We start from the raw sequence: 17,307 nt of genomic DNA on the forward strand, positions 1-17,307 counted from the left end.
ATTCAATTTAATGTTTGTTTATAAGGAAATCACTATGAAAAAGTTTCTAAATATGATTAAACGTGACAAAAAACTAGCTTCTATTAAAGCAAGTAGTAATGTAAATGGTAAACCAGGCGGTTCAATTGTAGAAGGCAGCTTCTCAGTTTGGAAGCGATAATTAATAATTTCATTAAATGATAAATGTAGTACATTAAGCAATTAATGTACTACATTTTTTGTAGAATATATAAAATGTTAAAATCAATTACATTAGAAGATCTGGAAAGCAATTCAAGTAATATTAATATATTTAATTTAAAATTATTAAGACTTGATAATTTAATAACTATTGAAAATCCATACAACTCCAATACTTTATATTTTATTAATTTTGATTATCATGTAATAATAATTTCTGATTCTTTTTTTGAATTTGATGATTTTAAAATTGATATTAATGGAGTGGATGAGTCAATTTTAGATCACTTTAATTCAAATTCAGTTTTCTTTAAAAATTACCATACTTTAGCTCATGGTTTTAAAATTGTATTTGATTTAAATAATGGTAGCTATATTAAATCTAGAATTAATAACAATTTATTAATAAGTAAAAACCCCGTGAAATGCCTTCACAATACTTTAAGGTATATTGAAAAGGATAATATAGCTGTTAGCTTCTCTGGAGGGTTAGACTCAACTATTCTTTTGTATTCTTTAAAAGATCTTTATCCAGATAAGAATATTGTTGCTTTTAATTGGTATAATAAAGGAACTTCAAATAATGATTTATTTGAATCCAGAAAAATATGTAAAAAGTTAAATATTAAACTTATAGAAATAGAAATATCTCCAGAAATTTTATTCACTGATTTGGATATTAACAAACATTTTATACCTCCATATCCATCAACTTATATAAGTTATTTAGGTTTTATAGAAAAATATATCTCAATTCTTGATGATTATTTTAATGAACAACCGTTTACTATAGTTAATGGTCATGGGGGAGATCAAATATTTTATGAAGATATACCATTAGAAATATTTAGTTTGAAAAATATAATAAAATATAAATCAAAAATTAAGGATTATATTGAACTTTATTCCTTAAATTATTTTTCTTTTTTTAAAAGTATTGCTAATCGAAAATTCAATTTTAAAGAATATAAAGAGAAACTTATTAATGATACATTGTATCAAACATCTACTACTTTTATTAAATTGCCTCAGCATATAAATTTTTTCTATCCTTTTACTTCAGAAGAGATGATTACGTGCATGGGAGATGTAGATATTTTTTATACATTCAATAATAAGTATTCCCGATATAATATTAGGAAATCCTTTTCAATTCATTATAATTCGAATGACTTTTATCGGATTAATAAAGGTCATATGACTGGTGCCTATCAGTATGCACTAAAGACTCATGAGGATAAAATTTTAAAAAGTATTAAAACTGGGAGGTTACAAGAATTAAAAATTGTAGATCTGGATTTATTAATTGAAAAATTTAAATTAACTTCTATTGGAGTTAATGGGTTTGATCCGGTGTTATTTTATGTGATTAATTTTGAAAATATTTTAAATGCTATTAAGGATGTTTAGTTTGAAATATTATAAATTTAAAAAGGATTACTATCCTATAATTATTGAAGATGAATTAGTAGTTTTAGATATATGTTCTAACAATTTCTTCTTTTTTGATAAGAATGAGTCGTTAGAGATATTAAATATAACCAGTTCAGTACATCCTTTCATTCCAGATCATCTATCATTTTTCTTTGAAAAATCTAAGTTATCTTTAGAAATTATAGCTTTTGATGAAATTAATGGTATTGATAACTATAGCTGGTCTGACGTTAAGTTTTTTAGAAAAGACACAAATCTAAAAATCAGTATTTATGACAAAAGTTTAATTATTTTTTTATATTTTGCTTTTCAAATAAATAAAAATAGTTTTTTTAAATATAAAATAAACTTATTAAATTTCATAAAAAGATTTTTAGAAAAACCCTCAAGTATAAATATTAATTATGCTAACAGTGCTGCTAACTATATACATGATATTTCTAAATATCTGCCATTTAGATTAAAGTGTTTAGAATTTTCATTCATATTAACAGCCTTTTTATATCTTAAAAGAATTAATTGCACAATGCATATAGGAGTGCAAAAGTATGATTTTTTATCCCACGCTTGGGTATCTATTGAAAATGATATTATAAGCGATTCTCCTCATCTTTCAGATAATTTAGCAATTATTTTGTCTATATAATTTGCATTAAGGATAAGAAATTAACTTGATAAAAGTTATTGACCAAAAAAACCACTTTGCAGTGGTTTTTTATATTAATCGGTCCAATATCTTTAATTTACACAAAGATTTACCCCAGGGCAAAGGCTTCGCAAAGACTTATCCACACCCATTGTGTACAAATGATTTTCTTAAAGAAGATCGGCTTTGTTGAATAAACATTCAAAAGTTGATTTCTCCCCAATCCATTCAAATTTAAGTGACAACTTGGGTGTGAGGTCTACCTAATTCCGTAAATCTATTCAGAACTGCCACACGCGCATGAATCTCATTGACTTGGCTTTGAAAATTTCTCGCACTGAGTTTATCCCCCAATAATTTGCTGCAATGCATCTTGGTTTCAACCAAACTTCGGCGATGATAGCCTGACCATTTTTTCCATAGAGTTCTGCCTAAATGTTTAACCGTTTGAAGTAACTCATTTCGTTCTATAAGTACTTGTGAATCACTGATATTATTTGTCGTAAGCTGAACAGCCCGTATTTGCAGTGTTTCAGCATCTATACCAATATGCAGTTTACGCCATTGCCGACGGTATTCAGGCTGATGTTTCTTACGCTTCCATTCGCCTTCACCTAAAAATTTTAAACCCGTAGAGTCGACGAGTAGGTGTAACCCATCACGACTTTTTTGATAGCTTATCGCAATATCAATATGCTTTTGTTGTCTACAGAGGGTAGAGTAATCTGGTGCTGTCCAATTCAGGCCACAGAGTTTAATCAGGCTTTGAGCAAAGCCTGTGACTATACGTAAAGAAAGACGGAATAGAGATTTGATCATTAAACAGCATTGAATCGCTGTATCGGAATAAGTTTGATTTCGACCGTGCTTGCCTTGTGGTTGCGCATACCATTGGGTCTTAGGATCAAACCAGATTGAAATTTTTCCTCGCTTGATTAAAGCTTGGTTATACGAGGACCAATTAGTTGTACGGTAGATTTTAGGCGTGGGCTTATTCATTTGAGCATTATATTGCTGAAGAAGCCCTTAGAGATAGGTTTGTGCAACAAAGCCGCCTAATTGATGAAAGATACTCTAATGAAGTTGATATTCGTAAAATCTATTTTTGCAAGTTTGAAAATAAAAACAAAGATACTCCTAGCGTAGTATTTCAAGTTTTAGGTCCAGAAAATACTAACTTTCTGGCTAACTATAACTTAGAAGAATGGGGTATTAATGTCCGTTGGAAGACTAATAAAAAAAATAGGAAAGATTTAGAAAGGATTCACGAGCATGTTTTGCAGTTGCTTAATGTATGGAATGTATCGTCAAAGCAATAAAAACCACTTTGTGTAAATTGTATTTAAAAATTTAGGTTAAAAATGTCTATCCAATTAAATTCTAACTTACTCAAGCACCTGGATTGAACAGTTTGAGTTCACGGACCAGACATTAAGCTTGGCAGAGCTGCTAGAAAAGCATGCAATTCAGAGTACAGATAGCAATGATAACTTCTCAGCACCATCACAATTAACTGGAAACGTGACGGTTACAAGTCAAAAAATCCCTGTTCTCACAAATCAAAAGTTTATCAATAGTCTTGACGACTTGATTAATGCCAACGCATTCATTGTGTAAATGTGAATTTGAATGAGCAAAAAGCTCTGATTCGTTCAGGGCTTTTTTTGTATAAAAGTATCGAATTAAGGTGTGAAGTGACTAACCTAAGTTCAGATTCTAATTCTCATAGTCAAATTCTAATAATTAGGTAGTCAATGCAGTAGGTGAGAGCAAGATAAATATGAACTTATTGTTTAGTACACTTCGTTTAACATAATCCTTAGTCGGGGTAATTGGGTATTTATCCAGATCCCATATTTTATAAGGGTTTTCTCGGTGTATTACACCGAGAAAAATGATTTTGCATAATAATTATTTTATAAATTTTCTCTCACCAAAACTTTAGGAATTAAATTCTTTGATAAAAATTCCGATGTATTACACCGGCAAAATGGATTCCAGAAACTTTGTTTGACCAATGCGCTAAGTCTTGATCAGTATCGGTGTATTACACCGGCAAAAATGGTTACGTTGGCTCGTAAATTGAATAATGAACAGAATTTGTTTGACTGTTGTTTGACTGGATACCAGATTAAATGATGATCTAGGCTTAATTATCGGTGTAATACACCGTGAAATCATAGATTTAGGCTTTTTGATTGGTTGCTGATATTTATGCAAATATCAATTATTCAGCTTTTTGGCAGAAATTGCAGTTTTGAAGCCTGATTTTAGTCACATTTTATATACACTTTATTGCAGTTTGAATCCTTTAAATATGGCATAAGTCAATGCGCTTTCTTGTAGCAAGTTCAACCTTTAAAATACCTCTAAATGCTTGTATATAAAGGTTTTTAGTATTATTTGTGATTAAGTTTTATCTTGATTTTCATGTACAGTTCATGCAATGGATACTTGCAAGTTCTTATCTTTTATCTTGATAAAGAATATATCGTGACTGTATGTTCTATGAATTAGTTAAAAAGCTTTTTATAATAGGTCTTAATGCAATTAGCCAAATGCCATATTTGGTGCAATTATTGGTGAATTTATATGTCTGAAACACAGCTTAATAATGATAGTCAGGATGATGCTCAAAGTACGTCTAAACGTACTGGTGTCAAGTCTGGCAACTCATTAAAAAATAAGATTAGTGAGATTAAAGAAAAAGCTAAAAAAGATATAGCTGATTTGAAAGATGCTCAGGTTCCATTAAAGAAAGAAATCCGGGCAAAAATTTATGAAATTAATCGCCGTATTAAAGCCCTTAATATCGCAATTGAGCAAAATCTAACTCAGATCGCAGAGTTAAAGAATAGCCCTGCTGATTCAATCATACTGCCTAAGTATGCTATCAAGATCAAGAAGCTCGACAACCAGAATCACGCTGCTGTGATTAAAGTGTATGAAGATATTGTCCTTGAGCATAACAAAGCGATTGAAGAACTAGATCGTCTGTATGGCGAGAAAGTTGCGTTGATTAATACCAAAGCTGATAAGCAGATTGAGACTGAACGTAAAAATGATATTCAGCGTAAAAAGAACCAAGCTGCTAAAGCGAAGGCAAAAAATCAAGCTGCTGCCAAAGCCAAGCGCGAAGCTCGCCAAAAAGCAAAGGAAGAGGAACGCGAATCTGGTCTAGCTGTATTGCGTCAGCACTTACCTATTCATCAGTCTGCACCGATCACAAACCTTTCTGATTTGCCTAAAGAGCTGTCAGGCTTGTTCCAGGTGTTAGACCAGAAGTTTAAGATCGTAAATGATGAAAATTTAGTGTCTAAGCTCGTGGCAGCGAAAACAGTAAATAAATACCTTTCTGTCATTCGTCAAACGATGGTAGATGCAATTGGTGGCGTACCCCCTGCTGACTTGCTTCTGGTTAGCTTTGAAGAGCTTTTGGATAATGTATATGACTTCTCGTTGCATGTATTTAAAAACCGCCGTATTGAGCGTTTAGCTACGCAGTATGGGTTTGTTAAGAAGCCACAATCAGCGAACCTTACATTGCGCGTTAATCTGAACGATAATCAGAAAGAAGCTGTCTTGAAAGACATGGATATGTTCTTTGCTGATCTTAGCCAAAAAGGATTCTGTTCATACATTTTTGATGCACAGCATAATGCCCTATTCAAAGCTGTATAATCGGTTCCATGAAAAAAGCCTATTCTAAAAATGGGCTTTTTTTGTCTCAAAATTCTTATTGTCAGTTCCATTAATTAGTTAGAGTGAGTGAACATAAAGTCAATGTGTTACTAATTTAATTTCACAGCAATAGATTAGATTAGTAACCGAAATAAGCAAGAGTGGCTTGCAGATTCCCACTAATAAGCACGATTAGACCTGATAGACCTTACAATCGTTTTCGTACTGATCGTCCACTATCATTGTTAAATTCTTTGGCTCTAGCTTGTAACCTATTTCACCAGTTTCCAAAATTGATTTAATTATAGCTTTAGCCTTGTTTGTTGCTTCTGCTATATCTCGATCTTTCCATTCAGGTTTGAAAGTGCTATCCCATTGATGAACAATATAGAGTTCATCATCATTACTTAAATCTTCATCAAAAATTAGAACAGAATGAACAAGTAATTGATCACCCTTATAATTGGTTAAATCGCTCTTTTCTGCTTTAGAGAATGCAAATTTTAAATCCATTGTGACCTCACTCTAATCTATTTGTGTAAACTCTCATTTATTGGCGTAACTGACACTTATTTTTCACATCCGATTGATGTACGAGAATATAATAAAAAGTATCATACTAGCTTACTCTCAAGTCCTTGATTTTATTTACCACCCACAATTGAGTAATCCTGTTCTCTCCTTTTTTCCTGTTCTGCTAACTGTAGATTAGCCAGTGATTTGATCATAACCGGTATCATTTCGGGGTCGATCTCTTCCCCACTGTACCAGTTATTCAGATGGTAAATTACATGGTGCAATTCATCATGCAAACCCTTGTCGGTTAGATCAGAAATTTTCATTTTTACACCTCAAATTAGAAGATAGCTTTGATCGTAAAAATCAGCCAAAAAATTAAAGTTAATACAAGTGAAGTAATCATAGTCGCCGTGGCATCCAACCTTGCGGATAAGAGTTCATGCTTCTTGCGATATTCGATACGCTCTTCTGGACTACCCTTAATATCTTCGGAAAATTTACTCAGGATATCGAAAATACTGTTCTCTTTTGAGCTGTATCCAGTGGCTAAGGCATCACGTTTTACATGGGTTATAGCCATTTTAAGGAAAATTACATTAATGACTACACTAATAGAAAATAACCCGGCTGTTTCAAGATCACCGGTATAACCACATAGGTATGAACCCCAAATTGCCAGATTCAAAATCAGAAGCAAAAACTTATTGAGTTTGTTTGTTCGGAGGTATCCCCTCGCTTCTACCCCTGCCCTATTCTCGCTCATTTATCAATCCAATTTATTAAGAGATATCTCATTCATTACTGAGACTAATTTACACATGAAAATTGGCATAGGTCAACATAAAAAATGGAGCACCCAAAATAGGTGCTCCATTCAAAAAAGTTGCCAAGCCTAAACCTGGCAACAAGGGCTGATTAAACTCTTATTTCCACTGCATACCTATTGATGCAGCACCACCAGTATCATTGCGTGAAGTAGTCGTTGCTGCGATCTTGAAGACATAGCGTTTATAAGTTGCTACACCCATTGAGAACATTGAGTAACCCGCTTCGCTGGGTTGCGGTAAGTTACCTACAACCATTGCATCGGTACTGAATGTAATACCAAGTACAGCGACTACCGCAACAGCTACAGTTATTGTTTTAGAGGATTTGGTTTTGGTGCGAGCTTTTTCCGACGTTACTACGAAACGTCCAAGCTGCTTACTGAAAAAACTCTTATACAGTCAAAAATTACTCTACTCTATCCGCTATAAATCGAAAAAACGGTCACATTTTTTTGTAACTGACTTATCCGTTATAACTCAAATATGTTTTTTCATTGTGTTTTTGCTAAACTCTTGAGAAATAAAGACCTGTTGTTTAACGGTTAGCCAGGAAAACAATGCAAGCACAAATTCAGGATTTACTCGAAAAGTTCTGCAATGAGCAAGAAATACGCAACTTGTCTGCCCGGACAATTGAGACGTATCAACAAGCCTTAACAGAATTTTTTGACTACTGCGAAGAGAATGAACTCGACCTACAGGATATCGAGCAATCAGACTTGCGTTCTTACATGGGTGTCCGTGTTCAGCAGTATGAAAACAAAAATGAAACCCTCAGTAAAAAGCTCAATGCAATACGCCAATTCATGAAGTGGGCGGTGCTGAATAATCTGCTTGAATATAATCCAACGGATGAAATTAAGCTGAAACGCGCTCACCGACCACTTCCTGATATGCTTGATATTGAGACGGTGAACCTTGTCATGGACCAACCGGCTCCGGTAGATGAAAAAGAGAAGCTGCTTTGGGTTCGTGATAAGGCAATTCTGGAATTACTGTATTCCAGTGGACTTCGTATTTCTGAGCTGCAAGGGCTACGCATTAAGGATGTAGACCCCTCACGACTACTGGTGCGTGTTACAGGTAAAGGGAATAAGACCCGCATAATCCCTATGGGTGCTAAGGCGCGTGATTCGATCTTGACCTGGCTGCAAGTTTATGGGGAGTTTAAAGGAGTGCTGAATCCTAATAGCCCTCTATTCCTGTCTAAACATGGTCGCACCCTTTCAATCCGTCAAATCCGTAACCGAGTCGTATTCCAGGCTGAACGTGCCGGGATTGAAAAACATTTATATCCTCACTTATTACGACATTGCTTTGCCACGCACATGCTATCTAACAGCCAAGACCTGAGGGCTGTTCAGGAAATGCTTGGACATGCCAATGTTTCAACCACCCAGATATATACCCATTTGGATTTTGATAACCTAGCTTCGATCTACGACCGAGCACACCCTCGCGCATCCCTAAAAAAATAGAAAAAGGACCGCTTATGAGTAGTGAACATTGGAATTGTTGTTGGTGATGTTAATTACATCCCCACCTAGTTTCAGCTTATAGGCAATTACATCAGCACACTGATCGGTTACGCCGTCTTTAGACAAGCCTTTTTTCAAAAGGTTTACCTGGTCATAATTGATGTTCAGGCTTACGTCTGCTAAACCGCTATATTTTTCACTTCTTCACTTTTAGATAGATCAATAAATTAAATAAAAATTCCACGATCACCTACGTCATAGTTATGCTTAATTTGGTACACACCCATAGCAAACTCATTCAGTCTGTTTGATTTACATACAAAATAGTATGATACTTTTCTGATCAGTATGACACTCTATTGTTTAATGACACTAACAAAATTCAGGACTAATCAAATCGTACATGAAATAACGCATACGGATAGTGTTCAGTGCCAGACCGTCATGCAGATCATTGGCTATATCGAAATTGGTTTTAAAGTAGTTATCTGCAATAAAGAAAAAATGCACAAATAACCGGATAATCTCGCTCATTTCTTGATGGTAAATGCTGCACCCCACCTTAATCTCTGCCATTTTTTCCGGGTCCAGATAGATACAGATTTTTTCCTCAAATAAACTACCCTTTACGTTGTACAGGTTCATGTACTTGTTGAACGATTGCTTAATCTGTTGGATATGAGGTAGCTCTACACGCAGATCATAAATATCATCTGGGTCATATTCACTTTGGCAGAAATTAATAATCTCGTAGATATAACTTGAGATCGAGATATTTTCTCTTTCAGTTTGCCGATCTAACCACTTTTTAATTGTCGAGTTAATACGGACACTAACTTTAATATCCCTAGTCTGCTCAGAATTAAAGCCCTTTGTATATTGAACCACTCAGTTTAAACCTTAGCATTTTATGTATTAACGGAACGCAGAATAGCATTAAAAAAATGATTTAAAAAAGGCATTTTAAACCAAAATATATGGGCCTTATTATGATATTATTCAAACTTCAATGAAGATTGATCGTTCTGCCGTGTGCGAACATTTTAAAGCAATAAGAGTAAGTTATGAAAGCCAGTTTTGGTAAACGAGACATTCCTGTATTTCTGTCGTTAGCATCACAGTATGCTCCTAAAAATATTATTGAGCCGGCAAGAACGGCGTTAAGACTGTTTGCATTTGGATATAACCAGGGTGTTGTATATACAGATTGTGCCGACCGACATATTCTGGCGATCAGTAGCCTTTTAAATATTATTGTTCAAAACCTGGCTCTGAAAGAATCTTGCTACTTTTTTGAAATTAATCAGATAGAGTTTAGTGGAATATCAAGCTATAAACACGCTTTTACCAAATTGAAAGAATTTGAAGCGAGCAATTTACGTCCATATAATGATGAAATATTGCGCTTTCTAAGCGAAGATTTAACACACATCAGTAGAGTAATATCTGTTTGCGAAGGTTTATTAAAACCCCGGAATGAAAGACCGGCTCTTGATAAGGAAGCCAAAAAACCAGTCATTAAGGATATTGGCTCCTACCCTTACCTATTAGATAGTGTAAGCCGTTCCGCAGTGTTAAAGCACAAGAAAAATGACCCTGTTTTAAATGCTCACCGCATATTAGCCAAATCACTCCGATTCGATTCTATTACCGAAGAAGAGTTGAATGCAGTACATGGATATTTAGAAACCATGCTGATTAATGGTTGGGATTATTACTACCGCCAGATCAAAATAACGTATTCGACTGTAGAGCATAATATCCGCTATACCAGTATTCTGAAAAAGCTCGAATCTGTTGGCAATAACATTATCAATGTGTCTTTGATTGGTCGCCATAATCGCCAGATCGCAGCAATCGACATTAAACACTCATTTGATAATGAAGCTCACCGCAAAATGATGTTTGAACTACAGGGTTTCATCAGTAATGTGTTCTGTTTCTTTCTTGCCTACAACTATCTGTCACACCGTATTGAGAAATCTGCTGCATCCCTAGAACCGGAAAACACCGTGTTCTACACATGGACATGCGGTTACTGCAATAAGAAATTTGGCAACTCTAAAGCTGTAGTGATAGATCATAACATCACGATTACTGATGCCAACGGCGCACCACGTAAAACGATTTGTCCTGGTAAAAAGCATCCACCTCTTGAGATTGATGATTCTGGTCTACGCATTAAGGCTGAATCTGAAAGAACCCGCTATGAACATGCCGTGCTTGAGCTTAGAGCCTTAGACACTGCTACAAGCCTAATGGTGGTGGGTAAGCATTCAAATCGCATCTTTACCCCGAAAGACATGAGTTGGAATGACCGCTTGAATAAAGCCAAAGCTGAAAAGAAAGCTACTGTAGATCAGCTTAAATCTGTCTACGAGAAGTTTAAAAAAGAACTGGCTGCATGGAAGCCAACATCGACTGAACAGCTAACTGTCTGGACCAGTTCAAAGAAAAAGATCGCATAAGCAATATTAAAAGATACGGTGTATTTGTACGCCGTGGTAGTACCGCCCTGATGTGTTCGGGCATTGAGATAGAAATTTTAAAAATATATTGGGGTTTTTAAATGGAGCTTTCAAAAGGAGCCATTGGTGTTACGTGGTTGTTAGGAGCTATTGCTACTGATGTTCTCTCAACCTTCTTTTCAGCAAAAGCCAATGGTCTTGAGGACAAAATTAGTCAAGGGATTGCCGGACTGCTTTATTTAGGCTCCTTTATTTGTTGTGCCATTGCCTTGAAGTACATGCAAGCCGGCATTCTTTATACGTTATGGTCTGGTATTGGCGTGATCGCTACGGCGTTCCTTGCACAAACTTTTTTAGGTCAGCGTATTGATACCCCGGCATGGATTGGCATTGGATTTATCGTGGTTGGGCTAACAATCATTGCTCAATTTTCCAATATTGATGTTTAAGTTGGTGGGAAACCAAATGAAGAAACATTTTAAGAAAAGTATTGTCCTTTCTATTGTTCCGGTGTTTGTATTAGCTGGCTGTTCAAGCAATGATGATCATGCGCGTTTAGCTGTGCCAAATACTGAAAGCGAAGTCATGGTGAATGATGATGGCTCCTATACTCAGGAAGTCGCTGCTATTGACGAAAATGGAATTGATGCTGCACCAGATGATAACGCTGATAAGCTCCTTGCTAGTTATGATGAAGCGAAGTCTAAGGGTTATACCGGTTCACTAGATGACTGGATTGCATTGGTTCAATTACATGACACCAATCCAGAACAAGCCCAGGCTCAAGCCGAAGAATCTGGTTTTAGCGGTGGTACAGTATTAATGGGTGCGCTTGCCGGTGCTGCGGTGGGTGCAATGTTGGCATCATCTTCAAATTCCCGATCAGGTCTGGCAAACAGCTCTTATTCAGCTCAACGCTACAACAACGCCAACAACTATGCGTACAGCCGTCCTAAGGATGAACAACAAAGTTCTAGCTCAGGTGGTGGTCGTGGCGGTTCTACGGCTGCTGCTGTTGCCGGTTCAAGCAATACAGCTCGTTCCGGTTCACCTGTTTCTGGTTCAAGCAATACGGTTAAATCCACACCTTCGTATTCTGCATCAACCAAAACAACGTCATCTTATACAAGCTCTCGCCCTACTGCGTCTTATAGCTCAGTATCTCGCGGTGGCTTCGGTGGGGCTGTCAGCTCAGGTGGTTAATACCCCTGAATCAGACCGTCTAACGGCGGTCTGAACATATAACAACTGAAATCTAAATATTTGCTAAGACATTAAAATGAAACCTTATTACTTTCCTATTCGTCAAAACTACCCGGAAGAGTTAGAAAAAATCGGGTTTAACTACTGGAACCTACCATCAGGTCCCAAAAATCTACCTTACTGGCAAGAAGGTAAAGTCTATATCTTGTCAGAAACTCAGATTGACCAGATTCAACAAGCCACTCAAGAGCTGCATGATATGTCGGTGGCAATGGTCGATCAGATGGTGAAGTCTGGTGACTACCCAGACTATTTCTGTCTTGATGAATTTTCTATTCCTTTGATTGAACAATCGTGGAAGCGTAAAGACCCATCGTTATACGGTCGTTTCGATCTGGTATTCAATAAAAATGCAGACGGTTCCAATGGCATTAAGATGTTGGAGTACAACGGCGATACACCTGTCTCCATTCTCGAATGTTCCGTTGCGCAATGGAACTATGTAGAGCAGCTTACAGAGCTACCGCCACAGCTTGCCATTAACGGTGATCTTACTTTCCCAAAAGAGCTGCGGATTCAATACAACCTGATTGATGAAACCCTTATTGAAACCTGGCAAAAACGATTTAAGCCAAACACCCTGCTTCACTTTGCTGCCAGTGGCGGGTTCCGTCACGAGGATTGGGGCAACCTGATCTATGTTATGGATACAGCAGTTCGCGCCGGCATGGATGTGAAAGAAATCCAGATGAATGATATTGGCTTCACGGATACCAAGCTGTTCATTGATATGGATGGATATTCCATTGATAACATTTTCAAGCTCTACCCCTGGGAATGGATGACGCGAGAAAAATTCGGTCGCAACATCGTTGAAACGCCTACTCGTTGGATGGAACCAGCTTGGAAAATGTTGCTATCGAACAAAGCCATGTTAGTTCGCTTATGGCAAATGTTCCCAAATCACCCTTACCTTCTGGAATCGTACTGTGAGGAAGATTTTAAAAAGATTCAGGGCGGTGACTGGTGTAAGAAAGTGATACATGGGCGTGAAGGGAGCAATGTAAACAAGGTTGCTAAACGCTTTGGCGTGACTATAGAGGACCGTTTAGCTCAAGGCAGTCACTTCGTTAAGGATTATTTGCAATGGGGCTATATGTACCAGAAATGGCACGATATCCCGGTGTATGAAGATGGTATGCGTCCAATCATCGGGTCATGGATTATTGGTGACAAGGCGTGTGGCATGTCCATTCGTGAAGATAAGAACCTTGTGACAGGCAATGATGCTTTCTTTGCGAGCCATATCTTTGTGCCAGAAGAGTACGAAGATCAGTACCGCTATATGTTCGAGTAATAACTCTTTAGAAAAAATCCGTATTTCGGAATAACGTGTGGAATATTTAAAGGAAAAATTATGGAAAACCAATCAAAACAGAATCAACAGGAACAATTCGAGTTTGGCATCCTTGTGTTAAAGCATGAACGTCCACTCTTTGAAGAGAATTACGTCAATATGGGTGGGCGAATGGACTTTCTGAAATGGTCCGAGTGTTCTGATGGCACTGGCTCCTATCAGCCGGACTGGACTGCAATTGGTGAAGCAGATATTGACGACCCTCATTTTGATGACCAGATTCAGGAGCATGCAGAGCATGTCACCGGCTGTCTCCAATCATGGTTGGAGTGTGCTAAGTCTAAAGCTATTCCTGAGGGCTACTACTTGATGCCTATGCAACCAAGTCTGGAAATGCTGCAAAAGGCAGAGCAAGAGTTTAATGATTTAGACATTGAGGATATTCAAGATCGCATTGTCTTTGCGCATCAGGCAATGATTCAAGCCCTTATACAATCTGCTTAGTAATTCAGTTCTTAGAGCTAAGTAGATATGCAGCCACGGCGTAAAAACCGTGGTTTTTTTTGATTTATAGGTTTTTCATATAAATAGGTACTGGTTCTTATGGTAGCGCGGGGTAAAACTCTCAGGCACTTTCAGAGATTTTGTTGCTTTTAGGTGCGCCGGTAAAAATTCATCCAAAACTTCGCGCATCACCATATCAGCGACTTGTTGGATATTCAGACCTTCCAGGCTTGGTTCTTCATATAAGTACGCCATCATTGCATAGTAATTTCGCGTGTATTCCATATCTAGCAAGGGTTGTGTACCCAACCTACCCCGGAATGCGCAGTTGCCTACAGGTAGGCTTTCCTGATTCTTGAGCTGTGCCAACCAATAGCTCGCATTCCCATAGTGCGGTAATACCTGAGTATTGCTGAAACAGTATCGACTTTCATACATCGAAATCCCCATACCGTCTGCATCATAATTTACGCAGATCGCCGTAGTTGCGACCAGACGAGTGAGTGCAGCCCAGGTTCCATCTTCCAGTCTGCGCGGAGCATATAGGCTGAACTTTTCAAGGACTTCCTTTTCGACTTCGAGGTATTCTTGGTTTGGCTCAAAACCATCATCCATCAAGGCGGTGAGGTGCGGATATTTCTTCAATCCTATGCCGTTTTCATCTTTGAGTGCGCCATACACAGCGCGGTCATCCACATGCAAAATTGTAAATTCTTGCACATTGCTTTTTTCAAACAGGTCTCCCGGAAGATATGAAAACACACTCCGATCACGGCTAGAAACATCCATTTTTGGTGCACAAAATCGCTAAAAGTATTGATAAATATAGCATACAGCCGAATCGAGCTTTATAGGAATAATCCTGTGAACTTGTGTATCTTTGCCAATATTTTTTATATAAAATTAAGATTTAGAGCAATTGCTAAAATACTATATATTAGCTCCCGCAATATACATATATCCCGTCCTGTCAGGTGGATTCAATCGTGCAAGAACAATTAATTTACGTTGCTGCTATTCAAAGTAAAGAACAGATCAAAGCCGAAATGAACCTTTCTATGGTCGAAAAACATGCCTTACTCTCTAAGGTCGATCAAGAAATTAAACAAGCCCATCACCAAATTAGTATGACTGTAGCTAACCTTCTCGCTCAACGCACCGGTTTAGATGCAAATTTCCTTACTCGCCTAATACATAATGTATTTGGCTTCGAGAAAGTATTGGTAAACCTGAAACCTATCAAATTCCAACCTTACTTCCACTTAAAAGAAATGAAGCGTTTACGCGAAACTCTCAAATTTCTGGAAGAAAATAGTCTTGTTGAAATCGACCATATCTTTACTAATAAAGATGAAAAATGCTTTCTGATCAATTCATTCTTGCCAGAAGTCAATCGCAACCTTGCTAATGATCGTTTTGTTAATCCACTAGACAATACCCAAATGGCAAAACACGAGTTTTACCGTCACTATTTCCAGGTCATTCACCTTACAGACAAGTATCTGGACTTAGCTGTAGAAGCTCTTGATCAACAAGCTTTTAAAGCTTCCGCAAATGGTTATGACTGCGACCAATACCAAGCAGTTGCTTAATCTGGTATGGGTTTAATATGACAAATAAGACATACGAGGGCTTCTTTGAAGCCCATCCGTACTGTAATGCTTTGCGAACTGTGGAAATTGAAGAAACTACTGTTTTCACAGATCATTCAAAATATGCTTTAGCCGTCCAGGTGGTTCGCAATCATTTTCATCAGTACCCGAAACTCTCTTTTTCAGAGTTATTTGAGCACTTTGCAAATGGCATAGGGCAGCTTTCTCTTCTAGGCGAAGTTATCCCTTTTGCTTATCTGACAAAGCCAAACAAGGCTTATCATGGCCCAGACAAGTTTGAGCCGTTCAATGTATTAAATAAAAATGTGGACAAGGATTATCAGCCGAATACTCTCACCGGTTCCTTATTCTTCTTGTGTACCCCGGATGCTGAATATCCGACTGAATATTTCTGCATAGAGCTAGTTTCTGTGGGCGATAAATCAGGCGAGACGTTCTATATCGACATGAAAAATGGTGTAGCGCGTATCAGGTTGCATATCGGTCATAACTTGCCTATCCGTTGGGCGCAGACTTCGACCCGCTTTGAAGGAGCCACTGCCAAGCATGCGGTATTTAATGCCCTGCTGTACCAGTTTCAGCATATTTTTCAAAACTCACGCAGTATTGAAGAGATTGCAAAGTGGATTGAGGACTTTAAGCATATTGCTGACCATACCGGTGCTGAGATCGGCTTGAATTTCTATCAAGAACTTCGCCATACCCTGAAAAATCCGCTCTATGGAAATCTGGATTCCACCATACGCAATGAGCATATCGTGGAGTTATTCGGGAGCCGATTTAATTTTATTAGTAGCTTAGTCAGACCATTTCCGAGGGCGAAAGAACATACCAAGAACATTCTGCTTGCCAATTTTGGTATCGACTATGCTCACCCTGAACTTGGTTTTAAGCACCAGTTCTGCCCGGAGCTGAATTTCAGCTACAACCTGACCCAATTTCATCAAGCCGAATTTTCATTAAATCACTGCTTTAGTTATGCTTTAAATCAACTTGAAAATGCCAGAAAAACCTCCCCAGAATGCGACATTGAATTATGGGCGATTATCTATGGCGAAAGCGGTACTTATGCAGTGCGTTCGTCAGAGTTTCATATACTTGGAATGACCATCAAGAGCGCGATTGATGAACTTTTGCTAAACAAAAAAGACAATATTATTGTTCAAAGTTTTATTGCACAATTGCCAGAATTTGAATGTAAAAAAATCAATTCTAGCTTTGATGAATATTCGCAAAAATTCGTTGAATATTTTGCAGCTATTGAATGTGATTTAAGAGTAGACTATATAGCAAAAGGTCAGGTATTCTTTGTGTCTGAGATCGCTAAATCTCAATGCAACATTGAGTTGGCGACTAAGTACGCGGAACAATGGGGCGAAATGGACTTAGCCTTTTAA

The 17,307-nt window shown here is 37.2% G+C and carries 20 protein-coding genes and 1 pseudogene; 13 read left to right on the forward strand and 8 right to left on the reverse strand.

What is annotated here, in order from left to right:
* Window positions 1–34: 34 nt before the first annotated feature.
* The 3 genes from E5Y90_RS17620 to E5Y90_RS15640 all read left to right on the forward strand — a co-directional run bounded on the left by E5Y90_RS17620 (window position 35) and on the right by E5Y90_RS15640 (window position 2,260).
* The gene (locus tag E5Y90_RS17620; protein ID WP_257234942.1) at window positions 35–160 is read left to right on the forward strand and encodes a hypothetical protein; all 126 of its coding nucleotides are present in this window, start codon (window positions 35–37) and stop codon (window positions 158–160) included.
* Between the two features lie 74 nt (window positions 161–234).
* Window positions 235–1,590, forward strand: coding sequence for a 7-cyano-7-deazaguanine synthase (locus E5Y90_RS15635; protein ID WP_163146413.1), 1,356 nt, complete (start codon window positions 235–237; stop codon window positions 1,588–1,590).
* Window position 1,591: 1 nt separating this feature from the next.
* Window positions 1,592–2,260, forward strand: a complete 669-nt coding sequence (locus tag E5Y90_RS15640) for a lasso peptide biosynthesis B2 protein (protein WP_163146414.1) — start codon at window positions 1,592–1,594, stop codon at window positions 2,258–2,260.
* Between the two features lie 234 nt (window positions 2,261–2,494).
* Here the strand turns inward: E5Y90_RS15640 and E5Y90_RS15645 are convergent, their stop codons facing one another.
* Window positions 2,495–3,259 (reverse strand): IS5 family transposase, encoded by a 765-nt coding sequence (locus tag E5Y90_RS15645; protein WP_163146415.1) that lies wholly within the window; start codon window positions 3,257–3,259, stop codon window positions 2,495–2,497.
* Window positions 3,260–3,300: 41 nt separating this feature from the next.
* Between E5Y90_RS15645 and E5Y90_RS15650 the strand changes: the two genes are divergently transcribed.
* Together E5Y90_RS15650 and E5Y90_RS15655 are read left to right on the forward strand one after the other, a co-directional pair.
* Complete coding sequence (locus E5Y90_RS15650) at window positions 3,301–3,579, forward strand: hypothetical protein (RefSeq protein ID WP_163146416.1); 279 nt, start codon at window positions 3,301–3,303, stop codon at window positions 3,577–3,579.
* Window positions 3,580–4,852: 1,273 nt separating this feature from the next.
* Window positions 4,853–5,941 (forward strand): hypothetical protein, encoded by a 1,089-nt coding sequence (locus tag E5Y90_RS15655; protein ID WP_163146417.1) that lies wholly within the window; start codon window positions 4,853–4,855, stop codon window positions 5,939–5,941.
* Between the two features lie 192 nt (window positions 5,942–6,133).
* Here E5Y90_RS15655 and E5Y90_RS15660 read toward each other — a convergent pair whose 3' ends face one another.
* The 5 genes and pseudogenes from E5Y90_RS15660 to E5Y90_RS17730 form a co-directional block, all read right to left on the reverse strand.
* Window positions 6,134–6,454: a hypothetical protein gene (locus tag E5Y90_RS15660; RefSeq protein ID WP_163146418.1), complete on the reverse strand. Its 321-nt coding sequence runs from the start codon at window positions 6,452–6,454 to the stop codon at window positions 6,134–6,136.
* A gap of 131 nt (window positions 6,455–6,585) precedes the next feature.
* Window positions 6,586–6,783: a hypothetical protein gene (locus E5Y90_RS15665; protein ID WP_163146419.1), complete on the reverse strand. Its 198-nt coding sequence runs from the start codon at window positions 6,781–6,783 to the stop codon at window positions 6,586–6,588.
* A gap of 14 nt (window positions 6,784–6,797) precedes the next feature.
* Entirely contained in the window at window positions 6,798–7,223 is a 426-nt protein-coding gene (locus E5Y90_RS15670; RefSeq protein ID WP_163146420.1) for a hypothetical protein, read from the reverse strand.
* Window positions 7,224–7,383: 160 nt separating this feature from the next.
* Entirely contained in the window at window positions 7,384–7,542 is a 159-nt protein-coding gene (locus E5Y90_RS15675) for a hypothetical protein (protein WP_163146421.1), read from the reverse strand.
* Window positions 7,543–7,617: 75 nt separating this feature from the next.
* Window positions 7,618–7,686 (reverse strand): annotated as a pseudogene (locus E5Y90_RS17730) (hypothetical protein); the annotation flags it as partial.
* Between the two features lie 158 nt (window positions 7,687–7,844).
* On the opposite strand from E5Y90_RS17730, the gene xerA reads away from it, so the two are divergent.
* A complete protein-coding gene (xerA, locus tag E5Y90_RS15680; RefSeq protein WP_163146422.1) occupies window positions 7,845–8,765 on the forward strand; it encodes a site-specific tyrosine recombinase/integron integrase in 921 nt (306 codons plus the stop codon).
* A 372-nt stretch (window positions 8,766–9,137) separates the two neighbouring features.
* Here the strand turns inward: xerA and E5Y90_RS15685 are convergent, their stop codons facing one another.
* Window positions 9,138–9,653, reverse strand: coding sequence for a hypothetical protein (locus tag E5Y90_RS15685; RefSeq protein ID WP_163146423.1), 516 nt, complete (start codon window positions 9,651–9,653; stop codon window positions 9,138–9,140).
* 176 nt (window positions 9,654–9,829) lie between these two features.
* Here E5Y90_RS15685 and E5Y90_RS15690 point away from each other — a divergent pair, with 176 nt between their 5' ends.
* From E5Y90_RS15690 to E5Y90_RS15710, 5 genes are all read left to right on the forward strand, one after another.
* Window positions 9,830–11,233, forward strand: a complete 1,404-nt coding sequence (locus tag E5Y90_RS15690; protein ID WP_163146424.1) for a hypothetical protein — start codon at window positions 9,830–9,832, stop codon at window positions 11,231–11,233.
* 101 nt (window positions 11,234–11,334) lie between these two features.
* Window positions 11,335–11,682, forward strand: coding sequence for a DMT family transporter (locus tag E5Y90_RS15695; protein WP_163146425.1), 348 nt, complete (start codon window positions 11,335–11,337; stop codon window positions 11,680–11,682).
* 16 nt (window positions 11,683–11,698) lie between these two features.
* Window positions 11,699–12,436, forward strand: a complete 738-nt coding sequence (locus tag E5Y90_RS15700; protein WP_163146426.1) for a hypothetical protein — start codon at window positions 11,699–11,701, stop codon at window positions 12,434–12,436.
* 76 nt (window positions 12,437–12,512) lie between these two features.
* Window positions 12,513–13,793 (forward strand): glutathionylspermidine synthase family protein, encoded by a 1,281-nt coding sequence (locus tag E5Y90_RS15705; RefSeq protein ID WP_163146427.1) that lies wholly within the window; start codon window positions 12,513–12,515, stop codon window positions 13,791–13,793.
* A 60-nt stretch (window positions 13,794–13,853) separates the two neighbouring features.
* Entirely contained in the window at window positions 13,854–14,297 is a 444-nt protein-coding gene (locus tag E5Y90_RS15710; RefSeq protein ID WP_163146428.1) for a hypothetical protein, read from the forward strand.
* Window positions 14,298–14,372: 75 nt separating this feature from the next.
* Here E5Y90_RS15710 and E5Y90_RS15715 read toward each other — a convergent pair whose 3' ends face one another.
* Window positions 14,373–15,059 carry a hypothetical protein gene (locus E5Y90_RS15715; protein WP_174660641.1) on the reverse strand — a complete coding sequence of 229 codons (687 nt, stop codon included), beginning with the start codon at window positions 15,057–15,059 and terminating at the stop codon, window positions 14,373–14,375.
* Window positions 15,060–15,283: 224 nt separating this feature from the next.
* Here E5Y90_RS15715 and E5Y90_RS15720 point away from each other — a divergent pair, with 224 nt between their 5' ends.
* Both E5Y90_RS15720 and E5Y90_RS15725 read left to right on the forward strand, forming a co-directional pair.
* A complete protein-coding gene (locus E5Y90_RS15720; protein ID WP_163146430.1) occupies window positions 15,284–15,889 on the forward strand; it encodes a hypothetical protein in 606 nt (201 codons plus the stop codon).
* 17 nt (window positions 15,890–15,906) lie between these two features.
* On the forward strand, window positions 15,907–17,307 hold the full coding sequence (locus E5Y90_RS15725) for a hypothetical protein (RefSeq protein ID WP_163146431.1): 1,401 nt from the start codon (window positions 15,907–15,909) through the stop codon (window positions 17,305–17,307).

Source organism: Acinetobacter sp. 10FS3-1 (genome assembly GCF_013343215.1).
Classification (GTDB): Bacteria; Pseudomonadota; Gammaproteobacteria; order Pseudomonadales; family Moraxellaceae; genus Acinetobacter; species Acinetobacter lwoffii_C.